The sequence below is a fragment of the Rhodococcus sp. MEB032 genome (assembly GCF_030208925.1).
Taxonomy (GTDB): Bacteria; Actinomycetota; Actinomycetes; order Mycobacteriales; family Mycobacteriaceae; genus Rhodococcus_F; species Rhodococcus_F qingshengii.
This window is the reverse complement of the sequence record NZ_JARVSY010000011.1, coordinates 45,316-58,097: the sequence shown is the minus strand read 5'-3', so window position 1 is coordinate 58,097 and position 12,782 is coordinate 45,316. Positions and strand designations below refer to the sequence as shown.

The window sequence follows — 12,782 nt, the reverse complement described above, 5'->3', positions numbered from 1 at the left end:
CGCCGTGTGCTATCCCGGGTGCCCCGACATGACGTTGATCGAACACATGGTGAGCTACCACGCCGTTCTCGTCACGCTGGACCGACAGGGCGTGGCCGTGCGGGTTCTCCGGCCCACAACCAAGACAGTCGGGGTGGTGGGGCGGTAGATCAGGCGACTCGGAAGTCGTGCTCCAGAACGAGCGCGCCCAGTTCTCGACAGCGGGGCCGGCCGACCCGCTGACCTCGTCCGGAATTCTTTTCATGGTCGGACCTCTCTGTCGTGAAACCGTGCCGAGTCTGTCGCGTCTTCGCGCGCTCGGCCTGCACCGCAGCATCCGGTCGGTCGTTCGTCCGACCGGTCGGCGCACTCGCCCCCGCCATGATTACCACGAGCGGGAGTCTTCTCACTCAACGCACCTCCCGGCCCGATAGCGCACACGACGCGGCCGTCGAGCCGAAAATGGTGACCGCGAAACATCGAGGGCTTCCGTCGGCGGGCTGAATTGTTGTCGGCGTGGGGCAGGGATCAGGGTCTGTTGCCGAGTAACGACACGGCATCGATGCAGCGTCCACCGAGAGGCGTCCGACTGTTCCGTCCGGCAACTCTTCGGTCGTTCGGTGCCTCCGCACGCCTGGGGCGATCCGGCGCGGGCGGCTGCAGCACAGTGCGATGCGCCGTTTACCGCGAGGTGGTTCGGTCGGGTTCAACTCCCGAGACTTCGAGCCCTTCTGGTGGGGGGTAGGGGAGGGCTCATCTGGTTGCCACCTTTAAACTCGATAGCCCGCGGAAGGACAGCCCGGTACGCCAGCGAGGCTGTTCGACGAGCTGGAGACCGGGAAAACGAGCCACCAGGATCGGGAACAGTAGGGATCCTTCGAGCCGGGCCAGCGGCGCGCCGAGACAGAAGTGAATGCCGGCGCCGAACGACAACGGTGGGACTCCGGTTCGGGTGATGTCGAGCTTATCCGGGTCACAAAATCGGTCCGGATCTCTGTTGGCCGCCCCGAGCAAGGTCAATACGATCTGACCGGGATGTAGATCGACTCCTGCCAGCCGTGTCGGCTCGAGCACCGTGCGCCCGTTGGTCTGGACGGGGGAGTCGTAACGCAACAATTCTTCGACGGTATTGCTCGCCAAGTCGGGCCTGGCACCCAGTTCGCGCATTTGGTCGGGGTGAGCGAGCAGCGCGGCGACACCGTTGCCGATGAGGTTTGTGGTGGTTTCGAACCCTGCGGCGAACAACAGAATCGCGGTGCCGACGCATTCGTCGTCATCCAGGATGTCGTCGCCGTGCGCGACGGCGAGTCGGCTGAGTAGGTCATCGGCGGGGCGGGCGCGTTTGACCGCCAACAGGTCAGCGAAATACATGGCAAGTTGGTTCTCGGCTTCACAGGCGGCGGTCAGAGCCTCAACATTGGCTCCGGGTTCCAGTGAGGCGAGCAGGGCACGCACCAATGGCGCGGCAACTGCCCGATCGGCCGCGGGAACTCCCAGAAGTTCGCCTATCACATTCACAGGCAGCGGGAGCGCCAGATCGGTGATGATGTCGACGAAGACCTGTACCTCCATGACGTTAAGTAGGTGATGGATCTGTGTGATGATGCGGCTGCGCAACTCGTCAATGTGTCGAGGGGTGAACACGTCGGCCACCAGTCGACGCAGCCGGTGATGGTCAGGGGGGTTACGGAACAGCATGGTGCGCCGGAATCGATGCATGGCCCGACGTTGCAGCTCGTCAGGGATCTCGGACAAGCCGAAGCCCAGCGACTCGTCGGCCTTGCCGAGTCTGCGGTCGCGGAGCGCCGCCGCGCAATCGTCGTAGCGACTCAATACCAGCACCCCCGATCGCGTAACCAAGACGGGGCGCGTCTCTCGCAGCCGTCGGAACGCTTCGTAAGGTCCGGCTGCGCCGTGATCGGTGAGTAAGGCGTCCAGGAGCAGTTCCCTCTCGGTCGGTACATTCATGCTTGCCTCTTAGTATTCGCCTGTGACTGCAGGAAATGTTCGACGTCGACCAGGATGAACAGGGCGGTCGCCGTGGTGACCGATCGACCCTCTATATCCTCGATCCTGGCCGCGAGATTCAATTTCCGGCCATCGCGAGACCGTGTATCGGCGTGCAGGGTGTAAGGCGTGGCAAGCAGAACCGGCGCGAGGTAGTCGAGTTCGAGACGGCGCGTCACGCCGAGTTCTCCGACCGTGTAGAGCAGGAAACCGAAAAGATCGTCGATTACGGTCGCCACCGCGCCGCCGTGTGCTATCCTGGGCGCCCCTACGTGACGTTGGTCGAAGAGGTGGTGAGCAACGACGCCGTCTCGGCAACGCCGTACCGACAGGTAATGCCCGTGCGGGTTCGTCGGCCCGCACCCAAGACAGTTGGGGTGGTGGGGTGGCAACTCAGGCGAGCTAGATTCTTCCAGCGGCCGGAATGAGCGCACCCAGTCCTCCATGTCTGGGTCGACCGACCCCCCGACCGCATCCGAAGCTTTGCCCATGGTCCGACCTTCCTGTCGATGAAACCGCGCTTAATGCCGGTCTCGAGTGTGACCGTTATGCAAATACACCTGAGCGCACTCCGGAGAGTGCGGTGGCAGCCCTTCGCTCAACTCCACGTTGGTCAGGCGAGGTGTCCCGCCCAACGGGAGATCACGACCCCATCTCCTTCACCAGTGCCGTAGTCTGCGATGGACGCCGGTGTCGTGAAAAACTTCCCGCCCCGCGTTCCATCTGCCTCGTCCTATTCAGAACTCCGGTTGGAAAAAAATTTCCTAGATTTCGATGACAGCTAGCTCTCCTTCGGCGTGCAGGGAGCGTAGGCGCTTCTTGTCGAACTTGCCGACTGAGGTCTTGGGCACCTCGGAGATGAAGCACCAACGCTCGGGCAGCCACCACTTGGCGACCTTGCCGTCGAGGAAGTCGCGCAGATTAGCAGGTGTGGGCTCGTGGCCCTCACGTGGAACGATCACCGCGAGGGGGCGTTCTTGCCACTTCTCGTCCGGCACTCCGATCACAGATGCCTCGAGCACGTCTGGATGACCGGCAAGCAGCAGTTCGAGCTCGACCGAGGAGATCCACTCCCCGCCGGACTTGATCACGTCCTTGGCGCGGTCGGTCAGCGTCACGAAATTGCGTGCATCGATCCGCCCGACGTCGCCGGTGCGTAACCACCCTTCCTGAAACTTCTCACTGTCATGCTCCTCGCCGACGTACGAGCCGGTAATCCAGGGCCCGCGTGCTTGCAACTCACCGACCGCTTCGCCGTCGTGCGGGAGCTTATTGCCCTCGTCGTCGACAATCCTCAGCTCCACCCCTGCAACCGGGCGGCCTTGGGTGGCGCGCAGGCGCCAGCGCTCCTGCACATCGAGCGATACCGGTGGGCGTGCGATGGCGGCCAGCGGCGAGGTTTCGGTCATTCCCCATGCCTGGACGACCTGCACGCCGTACCTCTCCTCGAAGGCCTCCATCAGGTGAAGGGGTACTGCGGAACCACCGCAGGCGACCAGACCGAGAGAGGAGATGTCATAGCTGGAGTTTGCCTCCAAGAAGTTTAAGACGTCATTCCAGATCGTCGGAACTGCGCCCGCGACGGTCGGCCTCTGCGCGTCGATGAGCCGCACCAGCGGCTCAGCCTGCAGGAACCTGTCAGGCATGAGTAGGTCGGCGCCCGACATAAGGGCGGCATAGACTAGTCCCCAAGCGTTGGCGTGGAACATCGGCACGATGGCAAGGATCCGATCATCGCAGCTGACTCGCAGTCCGTCGGCGGCGCAGGCCGCCATCGAATGCAAGTACGTCGACCGGTGGCTGTAGGCGACCCCTTTGGGGTTGCCGGTGGTACCCGAGGTATAACACATAGCGGCTGCGGACTGCTCATCGAGATCAGGCCAGTCGAACGTATCGGACTGAGAGGCGAGGAACTCCTCGTACCCCACGACCCTGACCCCGTCACGGTGCAGCGGGGTAAGGTCCACTTCGCCGGTCACGACGACGGTGTGCACGCTGGTGAGCTGCAGCAGTACAGGGGCCAGCAAGGGCAGCAGGCTTCCATCGAGAATTACGACCTGATCCTCGGCGTGGTTGCCGATGTAGACAAGTTGATCAGGGGTGAGACGTAGGTTCAGGGTGTGCAGCACTGCGCCCATCGAGGGCACCGCACAGTAGGCCTCAACATGCTCCTGGTTGTTCCACATAAAGGTCGCAACACGCTCATCGCCTGTGATCCCGCAACCGCGCAATGCGTTGGCCAACTGTGCGGCTCTCCGTCCGACTTCGGCGAAAGTGCCGACCTTAACGCTCCCGTCGGACTGCAAGGTCCGTACGGTTGCCGAGCTATGCACACTCGAACCGTGGCGCAGAATCGCCGCAGTTGTCAAGGGAAAGTTCATCATCGTGCTCTGCATACCATTCCTTCATTCGATAGTGCCTGCGAACGAACAGCGATCCGCAGATCAATTCACCGGGCGTCCTGGTTAACAGCGGGCTGTCAGAGACCTGCAGCCGTAAGTGAGGTTGAAGCCAATTCCAGGGACTCGACCAGGTTCGACTCGAGTTCTGGTAGTCGGCTAGCCGCCGTGACCACCGCCGCTAAGCGAGCGCGCGCATCAATGTCGCGTTGGGTCCCGGCACGTGCAGTTTCGGTCCATGCCTGCGCACAACGGCTGGCGGCGACGGCGAGGTCGGCGGTGGCTAGATCACCGGTCAGGCGTGCGACATCCGCGCAGCCATCGGCGAGCAACCGGCGGAATAGGCCGCCGCCGGTGCCCGCCTTCTCGATGAAAGCGCCCAGACTGAACAGGAAGATCTCAAGATCTCTTGTCGGAAGGTCTGCCCAGGCTCGAAGGTCGGCCGCCAACTGCTCGACTGCAGCTAGCCCCTCGGCCCCGGCCTCCATGGTCGTGAGATCAACGATCCCCGGCTGTGACGGGTGGCGCATGTTGGCCGCGGATTGGCGAAATGCCTCTGCCGCCACTGTTGCCATGTCTGGCAGCGCGCTCGGCCAGGTGATGCGGTATGTACAGTGGCGCGTCGGTTGAGGGAAGGACGTCGAGGAACGCGCCCGAGCCAGCGAATCGAGCGGGACTTCCTGCACCTCGGCGCGATCATTGTCTACGACGAAGGCAATCCCCTTAGCTTCGTCGTAACCGATCACCACGATGTCGTGGCGACTCATCTGCAACTGGACCTGCAGGTACGGTAGCTCGGCTATGTCGCCCCACACCAGGCTGGGTCTGCCTGCGTCGATCTCGTCGAGAACCCAAGACCATCCCTCACTGGGATCGTCGGTGGTGAGAACGTGGACCTGTCCGCCTAGCCGGCGGGGTAGATCGATTTCGAAGTCGGCCCCTCGTCCCACCAAATACAATGGTGGAACCAGGTCATTCGATCGGAGGTACGCTAGCCCCAGCGAGCCGCCGAGTGCGAACACCAGACCTTCATCGGGTGGCCCTTCCCACCCCAGTCCATGCCAGTGCAGAAGATCCCGCATTGCGCCAGAACCACAGTGCCCCCCGATCTGATGGGGGTAGTCCTTGATCAGGATCTTGCGGGGCATGTATCTTCCTTTTTTGGGTGGTGGGTTCGAAGACCAGGTCAGTTGTTCCGAATTCTGTCCAGGTAGGCCTGACGTGCCCCCATGTCCACGTCGTCGAGGAATACAGAGTCTGTGTCCAGGGCCGATCCGAGCCTGGTGGCGAGCCGTTCGGGGACGAACTTCATCGCTGCGACCATGCTCCCTGCGAGGCGAGTGACGCGCACGAAGGGCCGCGGTTTCTCGATCAGTTCGGCTGTCACTCGAGCGATTTCCTCGGGCTCTGCATTGCGCAGTCCCTTGGCTCCTGCTGTCCCAGCAACGAGTTCGGTGTTGGTGAACGTGGGCCGCACTGTGGACAGCCGCACGCCTGACTTGCGGTATTCCAGTCGCGCCGCCTCCGTGAATCCGATGACCGCGAATTTGGTGCCGCAGTAGGTCGCCAGACCGGGGACGGCGAGCTCGCCGGCCAGTGATGCGGTGTTGATGATGTGTCCAGTACGACGAGGGAGCATCCGTTGAAGGGCGAGTTTGGTCCCAAAGATGACTCCCAGGACGTTGATCTCGACCTGCCGCCGGGTCACCGCGTCGTCTTCCTCGTGGGTGTGCCCGGTGGGCATGATGCCCGCGTTGTTGATCAGCACGTCGAGGGGGCCGAGGTCTCCCTCGACTAGGTCGAGAAAGTCTTTGAACGAGTCAGGGTCGGTGACATCGAGGCGGGTGACAACCTTAACCCCCAGTTCGGCGGCGGTCTCCTTAGCACGTGCCTCGTCGATGTCGCCGATGGCCACGCGGTGACCTCGTCGGATCAGCTCCTTCGCGGTCTGGTAGCCGATGCCGCGGGCTCCCCCGGTGATCGCCACTGTTTTCGCGGCGGTATGGGGATTGTGTGTCGTCACTTGCTGTGCTCCTTGTTCAGGCCGAGGCGTTGTCGTAGACCGCGACCGGCTGCTGCACGCAATACTTTTTCGGCGATGGCCGTACGTCGGGAGGTGTACGGGTACCACGTGAGTTCTCGTGTCAGGACAGGGATCCGCGGCTCGGTCACGGACTGGACCCGGCAGTATTTGTGAAGTCCGTAGGCGCCGCCTAGTCGCGCACCGATACCTGAGGCCTTCCATCCACTGTGCGGCAGTGTGGTGGCGAAGAGGTTGCTGAAGACGTCGTTGATGTTGACTGCACCCGCGTCCAGACGTTGTGCGATACGCCGCGCACGAGCATGGTCGCGGGTCCACACTGTGGCAGACAAGCCGAACGCCGAGTCGTTAGCCAGGTGGATGGCCTCGTCCTCGTCCGCGACACGCATCACAGGGATCGTGGGGCCGAAGGTCTCCTCGGTCATGCAGGCCATTGTGTGGTCGACGCCGACCACAACGGTTGGAGCGTAGTAGTTCCCGACCGCGCTTAGGGTTCCGCCGGCCAGTACCTGCGCACCTGCCGCCACTGCCTGGCTGACGTGGCGATCGGCTATCTCGACCTGTCTCGCCGTGACCATCGCACCTACGTCGTCACCTGCCGCGGCACCTTGGGTAAGTGACCGTACTCGTTGAGCCAGCCGGGCCACGAACTCGTCGTAGATCTCAGAGACCACATACACCCGCTCGACTGAGATGCAGACCTGCCCCGCGTTGAACAGACCGCCCCACGCGATCCCCTCCACAGCACGAGCAAGGTCGGCGTCCTCCAGCACGATCGCCGGATCTTTACCGCCTAACTCCAAGCTCACAGGCTTCAATTGCTCGGCACAGCGGATCGCGATTGTCCTCCCGGTGGCTGTCGAGCCCGTGAACTGAACGAAGTCAGCGGCGTCCACGACCGCAGCACCTGCTTCGCTAGCACCCACAACATGCGCCAAAACCGGTGGGGCGCCGATCTCGTGCCAGCCCTCGACGACTCGTGCACAGGTCAGTGGCGTCTCTTCCGAGGACTTCGCCAGGACTGCGCATCCGGCAGCCAGCGCAGGAGCTGCATCCATGAGGAAGAGGGTGATCGGGAAGTTCCACGGTGTGATGAGCCCGACAACCGGGTACGGGTGGTAGGTCTTGGACAACCGTTTCGGCAGACTTAGCAGACCTGCGGATCGGACTTGCTCGTCAGCGAGAAACTTCTCGGCATGGTTTGCGTAGTAGGTGATGAACTCGCACGATGCTGTCGTCTCAACCAGGGCGTCGGGGCGCACCTTGCCTGTTTCGGCTTGCAGCAGATCGGTGAGTTCGTCGGTGTGAGCCAGGATCCAGTCTCGCCAGCGATGCAACCATCGGGAGCGTTGCCGCGGGCTTGCCTGAGCCCACCCGAGCTGAGCGCGGCGGAGATCGGCCGCGATGCTGTTCACGGTCTCGCGGGTATCGATGGGGACGGTTGCGACCAGCCGGCCGTCGGCGGGGTTGCGTACGTCCAGGGCATCCGCTGTGGTCGCCGTGCTCATCGGGCCTCCGGGAGTGAGTGGAGCCCGCGGGCGATCCCGTCGGGCTGGGTGCATCTGTCGGGTGTGTCGGTGAAAGCGTCAGCGAGCACGGGGGTGCGCTCAAAGATTCGCTGTCCATAGGTATGCCGAAGCTCGGTCAAGATCGTGTTCAAAGGCAGGTCGTCGAAGACGCCGCGCTCGCGGACATACTCCATGTGCAGGGCTCCGTCGGCGGCGAAGGCGTGCAGGAGGGCGTCGTGCTCGCCGTCGAAATCCACCGGCGGCACCCCGAAACGGGCACACAACTCGGTGTTGAACGCCGGGGTCGCCTTCATCCACCGGCCGTTGACGTAGAGATGGCTGTAGCCGTGATAGACGAACAGGTCTGTGCCGCCCATGAGCGCTCGCAACGCTTCGGTCTGCAAATGATTTCGGACGTCGGCAAACCCCAGTAGCGCCGGAATCCCTGCCGCACGGCACACCGCGGTCAAGAGCACCGCCTTCGGGACGCAATAGGCGCGCCCGGTCTCGAGGACGAAGCTTGCTCGATAATGGGCGGGATCGTCCGACACCGTGTAGGGGTCGTACCGGATCTGGTCGCGGACGGCGGCGAAGAGGCGCTTCGCCTTGTCCCGGTCGGTGCCCGCATCCCCAACCGCGGCGGCGGTGAACGCCCGGACGGACTCGTGCTCGATGTCGAGGAAGTCGGTCGCCCACGAGTGCGCCAGCGGTGCCTTATTCATCTGCGCTCCAGAGTTATCGGCAACCCGTCGACCGGAATGGGGAGCGAGGTGTTGTCCCACCTCGCTTCATACTGATCGGGGACCGTCCAGGTGTAGGTGCGTAGCATGTGGTGCAGAATCGCCTTGACTTCGAGGGTGCCGAAGTGCAGACCGATGCACTTGTGTACCCCTCCTCCGAAGGGGATCCACCCGAGGCGGTGATTCTGGTCCTCACGCCGCGGTTCGCTGAAGCGGTCAGGGTCAAAGGTGTCGGGGTCGGTCCAGCACGACTCGTCGAAGTGGTTCACCGACGGAGCCACGGCCACCAGGGTGTCCGCCGGGATGTGGTGGCCGGCGATATCCACGTCTTCGACCGTCTTGCGCATCACGATGGGCACGGGCGCCACCAGACGGAGTGTCTCCTTGATCACCAGGTCGAGAGTCTCCAGTGAGTCCAGGTCGTCGATGTCCGGGCGGCGTCCACCGAGTCGGTCGGACTCGGCCCGCGCCCGTTCCTGCCAGGCCGGGTGCTTGGCGAGGAAGTAGGCGGCAGCGGTGGTGGTGATGGTCGATGTGTCGTGGGCCGCCATCATCAAGAAGATCATGTGGCTAACGACGTCCTCATCGGTGAACGCCTCACCGTCGGCCGTGCGCGCATGGCACAGCCCCGCAAAGAGGTCGCCTCCTTGGCCACTTCGAGCCGCCGGCAGGTGCCGGGTGAAGTAGTCCTCCAAGAGCGCGCGCCCACGGACTCCCGCTCGCCAACGAGTCCCCGGTAACGGGAAACGGATGATCGAGCTGGCCGCACGCACGGTGGCCACGAAGGCGTCGTTGATGGCATCGGTATCCTCGCTACCCCCCCGACCTGCCATGAAGACCTTCGTGGCGACGTCGAGAGTTAGTGCCTTCAGCAGCGGGTAGATGCGCGTGGTGGATTGTCCCGCTGTCCACCCTGGGATGCTGGCCTCCAGCGTCGGGCCGAGCTGGTCGACGTAGCCGGCGAGTCGGTCGCGGGTGAACGCCTCCTGCATGATCCGCCGATGCATCCTGTGTTCGTCGAAGCTCATCAACATCAGGCCCCGATGAAAAAAGGCATCGATGAGATAGGTCCACCCGTCCTGGGAGAACGACTTCGCCTTGGTGGTCAGCACCTCCTGTATGGCATCCGGTCCGGCAACCGCCACTATTTTCGTGCCGAAGGCGCCCATCCACGACACAGGTCCTAGCCGCTGGTACCTGGCCCGGGAGAAGTTAGATCCGAACCGGATGTAGTCCAGGGTGTGACCGAGCAGAGGCATGCCAGCGGTCCCTAAGACCGGTTTGAGGCCTGACCCCGCCGGGGGCGGGGCGAGCTCTCGGACAGGCCACCGGTCACTGGCCCCGAGCAGGGCCGCGTCGACCCGACTCGGCAGTGGCACCATGAGGACCGACGAGAGTCGCTCACGACCCTTCGCCAGCGGGAGATGGATAATGTTCGTCACTTGTGTTCCTTTCCGAAACGCAGCCCGCACTCACCATTTCGTACCCATCGCCCGAAGACCCGTCATCTCAGGCGGAGCTGGCAAGCGCCAGTTCAGTTCGGTCGATGGGGAGTTGCTGCGTGATTACCCGCTTGCTGAACATGAAGTCACGGGGGCGGTTGATGCAGTCGGCGCCAATAAGCTCTCCCTCACGGAGGTAGAAGCAGGTGAAGTCGCGGTCTCGGGTCGGGTCTCCGCTGAGGATGACTTCGTCGTAACCGGTGTTCAGACCGGCGATCTGGAGCTTGAGATCATATTGATCCGACCAGAACCATGGAAGCGCCGCTATCTTCTTGGACTTCCCACACACCGTCGCGGCAGCGACCTTGGCTTGCTCGTGCGCGCTCGGCACAGACTCCAGGCGTAGAGGGCGGCTGTAGCGAGCCATGCTGTGGCTTGCGCAATCCCCGGCGGCCACGATGTCGGGGTCGCTGGTCCGGGCCTGGTCGTCGATCACGACGCCGTTATCAATGACCAGACCTGCGGCGGCGGCAAGATCGGTGTTCGGCTCAACGCCGATGCCGACAATGACGAGGTCAGCGGGAATTGACTCGCCACCGGACAGAACTACTTCACGGACCCTGTCCTCGCCGGACAGAACCTCGACCAGCACACCCGTCCGGATTTTCACGCCCTCCTGCCGGTGAATACGGTCGAAGAACGCTGATACTTCGGGGGCAGTGACCCGCTCAAGGACGCGCCCAGTCGCCTCGAGCACGGTGACCTCCAGCCCCAGTGCACGCAACGAGGCAGCCGTCTCCAGTCCGATGTAACCGCCGCCGATGATCACTGCCCGACGTCCTGCGTGGGCGGCCACTCGGATCATCTCGACGTCTGCGACTGTGCGTAAGTAGTAGACTCCGGCCAAGTTGGCTCCCGGGGTGGGGAGTCGCCGAGGGCGGGCGCCAGTGCACAGCGCAAGCTGGTCGTAAGCTAGTGCGCCGCCGGTACTCAGTGAGAGATGACCACCCGAGCGGTCGATCGCCTCCACCGTCGCATTCAGGACTTGGATTCCCTGCTTGCTATAGAAATCGGCATTGCGGATCGCAAGCTCGTCGAGTGTGCTCTTCCCGGCCAGGTACGCCTTCGACAAAGGAGGGCGTTGGTAGGGCAACGTCGACTCATCGCCGATGAGAACGATCTCGCCGGTCCACCCTTCCTGTCGAAGACTGGCCGCGAGTTGGGCTCCGGCATGGCTGGCCCCGACGACGAGGGCCCGATGTAAGGTCATACGTCGGATTTCGGGGTGAGACGGACCATCATCTTGCTGATGCCCCTGACAAAGTTGGACTGCACATACTCGGGCTCGCCGACGACCTCGATCTTTTCGAAGCGAGAAAGCAACTCTTCCCAGAGAATCCGCAGCTGTAATTCCGCCAGTCGGTTGCCCATGCAGCGGTGGACACCGAAGCCGAAGGAGATGTGGTTGCGAGCGTTGGCCCGGTCGATGATGAAGTCGTCGGGCCGATCGAACATCCGCTCATCACGGTTGCCTGAGGCGTACCACATCACTACCTTGTCGCCCTTGCGGATGAACTGCCCGTTCAGCACGGTGTCGGCCTTGGCGATCCGGCGCATGTAGGCCAACGGTGTTTGCCACCGAATGATCTCCGAGACCATATTGGGGATCAGGTCAGGGTTCGCCTTCAGCTTCTCGAACTGGTCAGGGAACCGGTTCAACGCGAGAACACCGCCGCTCATCGAGTTCCGCGTCGTGTCGTTGCCTCCGACGATCAGCAACACAAGGTTGCCCAGGAACTCCATCGGTCGGTCGATCAGATCCTTGGTGTCTTCGTTGCTCTGCAACAGGGTGATCAAGTCGAATCCGGGTTCCTCCCCGGCAGCTGTCCGGGCAGCCTTGTCGCGCCAGAGAGTGCTGAGACCTCGCGCCATGTCGCGCATGCCGCGGAACACCTCGTCATTGTCCGAGGGGCCGCCGTTGGCTTGCTCCATCGAGGATGCGAGATCAGACCAGTAAGCGAGCTTGCGGCGCTGCTCGTAGGGAAAGTCCAGGAGGGTCGCAAGCATCCGAGCGGTCAACTCGACCGAGACGTTCTGGACCCAGTCGAACGGCTGATCCACGGGCAGGTTGTCCAGCACCTCCTGGACGCGCGATCGAATCAGACCCTCCATCTCACGCAGGTTCTTCGGTGCGACCACGCCTTGGACAGCGGCCCGCTGCGCGTCGTGTCGTGGCGGATCCATCGCTATGAACATCTCGATATCAAGAAAACGAGGTGGAACCCCGATGACGATCAACGGCTCGGCGGAGAAGACCTCGTGGTTCTTGTCGACGGCCATGATGTCGGCATGCCTTGTGACGGACCAGAACGGCCCGAACGGACTGTTAGGCTGGTAGTGGACCGGAGCCTCGTTGCGTACGCGCTCGAAGTACGACTGCCAGCGCCCCTGGCGATAGAGGAAAGGGTTGCTGAGGTCGATGTCGGCGAGTTCGACGTCCTCCACAGGAGGGATGGGGCTCTCGATGAAAAGCCTCTCTCCGTTCGCTCCGGTCACCCATCGCCGCGTCTTGTCGTACAGTTGTGCGCCCTGGATCTGCCGCTCCATCGGGATAGTCGACTGAACCTTAGCGGCGATTGCCTCAGAAAACTTCATTGCGTCTTATC

At 62.9% G+C, this 12,782-nt stretch carries 10 protein-coding genes and 1 pseudogene; all 11 read right to left on the bottom strand.

The genetic code is table 11. The features are described from left to right. Positions 1–244, bottom strand: a pseudogene (locus QRN54_RS14415) (PaaI family thioesterase); the annotation flags it as partial. A 488-nt stretch (positions 245–732) separates the two neighbouring features. After that, positions 733–1,947, bottom strand: a complete 1,215-nt coding sequence (locus tag QRN54_RS14410) for a cytochrome P450 (protein WP_064074908.1) — start codon at positions 1,945–1,947, stop codon at positions 733–735. After that, positions 1,944–2,477, bottom strand: coding sequence for a PaaI family thioesterase (locus QRN54_RS14405; protein WP_003942418.1), 534 nt, complete (start codon positions 2,475–2,477; stop codon positions 1,944–1,946). The genes QRN54_RS14410 and QRN54_RS14405 overlap by 4 nt, the downstream gene beginning before the upstream one ends. Before the next feature lie 273 nt (positions 2,478–2,750). Then, the gene (locus QRN54_RS14400) at positions 2,751–4,382 is read right to left on the bottom strand and encodes a fatty acid--CoA ligase (protein WP_019750066.1); all 1,632 of its coding nucleotides are present in this window, start codon (positions 4,380–4,382) and stop codon (positions 2,751–2,753) included. An 83-nt stretch (positions 4,383–4,465) separates the two neighbouring features. Beyond that, positions 4,466–5,533 (bottom strand): BtrH N-terminal domain-containing protein, encoded by a 1,068-nt coding sequence (locus QRN54_RS14395; protein WP_003942427.1) that lies wholly within the window; start codon positions 5,531–5,533, stop codon positions 4,466–4,468. A gap of 38 nt (positions 5,534–5,571) precedes the next feature. Next, complete coding sequence (locus tag QRN54_RS14390) at positions 5,572–6,408, bottom strand: SDR family oxidoreductase (RefSeq protein WP_064074907.1); 837 nt, start codon at positions 6,406–6,408, stop codon at positions 5,572–5,574. Next, the gene (locus tag QRN54_RS14385) at positions 6,405–7,934 is read right to left on the bottom strand and encodes an aldehyde dehydrogenase family protein (protein ID WP_003942430.1); all 1,530 of its coding nucleotides are present in this window, start codon (positions 7,932–7,934) and stop codon (positions 6,405–6,407) included. Before QRN54_RS14385 ends, QRN54_RS14390 begins: the two co-directional genes overlap by 4 nt. Continuing rightward, a complete protein-coding gene (locus tag QRN54_RS14380; protein ID WP_064074906.1) occupies positions 7,931–8,656 on the bottom strand; it encodes a transglutaminase-like domain-containing protein in 726 nt (241 codons plus the stop codon). Before QRN54_RS14380 ends, QRN54_RS14385 begins: the two co-directional genes overlap by 4 nt. Further along, entirely contained in the window at positions 8,653–10,116 is a 1,464-nt protein-coding gene (locus QRN54_RS14375) for a cytochrome P450 (protein WP_019750067.1), read from the bottom strand. The genes QRN54_RS14380 and QRN54_RS14375 overlap by 4 nt, the downstream gene beginning before the upstream one ends. Positions 10,117–10,183: 67 nt before the next feature. Further along, positions 10,184–11,386 carry an NAD(P)/FAD-dependent oxidoreductase gene (locus QRN54_RS14370; RefSeq protein ID WP_003942429.1) on the bottom strand — a complete coding sequence of 401 codons (1,203 nt, stop codon included), beginning with the start codon at positions 11,384–11,386 and terminating at the stop codon, positions 10,184–10,186. Further along, positions 11,383–12,771, bottom strand: coding sequence for a cytochrome P450 (locus tag QRN54_RS14365; RefSeq protein WP_003942426.1), 1,389 nt, complete (start codon positions 12,769–12,771; stop codon positions 11,383–11,385). Before QRN54_RS14365 ends, QRN54_RS14370 begins: the two co-directional genes overlap by 4 nt. Positions 12,772–12,782: the final 11 nt, after the last annotated feature.

Coding starts and splice junctions, on each gene's coding strand:
- QRN54_RS14395 (WP_003942427.1), bottom strand. CDS start 5,533: ATGCCCCGCAAGATCCTGATCAAGGACTACCCCCATCAGATCGGGGGG.
- QRN54_RS14380 (WP_064074906.1), bottom strand. CDS start 8,656: ATGAATAAGGCACCGCTGGCGCACTCGTGGGCGACCGACTTCCTCGAC.
- QRN54_RS14370 (WP_003942429.1), bottom strand. CDS start 11,386: ATGACCTTACATCGGGCCCTCGTCGTCGGGGCCAGCCATGCCGGAGCC.
- QRN54_RS14410 (WP_064074908.1), bottom strand. CDS start 1,947: ATGAATGTACCGACCGAGAGGGAACTGCTCCTGGACGCCTTACTCACC.
- QRN54_RS14400 (WP_019750066.1), bottom strand. CDS start 4,382: ATGCAGAGCACGATGATGAACTTTCCCTTGACAACTGCGGCGATTCTG.
- QRN54_RS14405 (WP_003942418.1), bottom strand. CDS start 2,477: ATGGGCAAAGCTTCGGATGCGGTCGGGGGGTCGGTCGACCCAGACATG.
- QRN54_RS14365 (WP_003942426.1), bottom strand. CDS start 12,771: ATGAAGTTTTCTGAGGCAATCGCCGCTAAGGTTCAGTCGACTATCCCG.
- QRN54_RS14385 (WP_003942430.1), bottom strand. CDS start 7,934: ATGAGCACGGCGACCACAGCGGATGCCCTGGACGTACGCAACCCCGCC.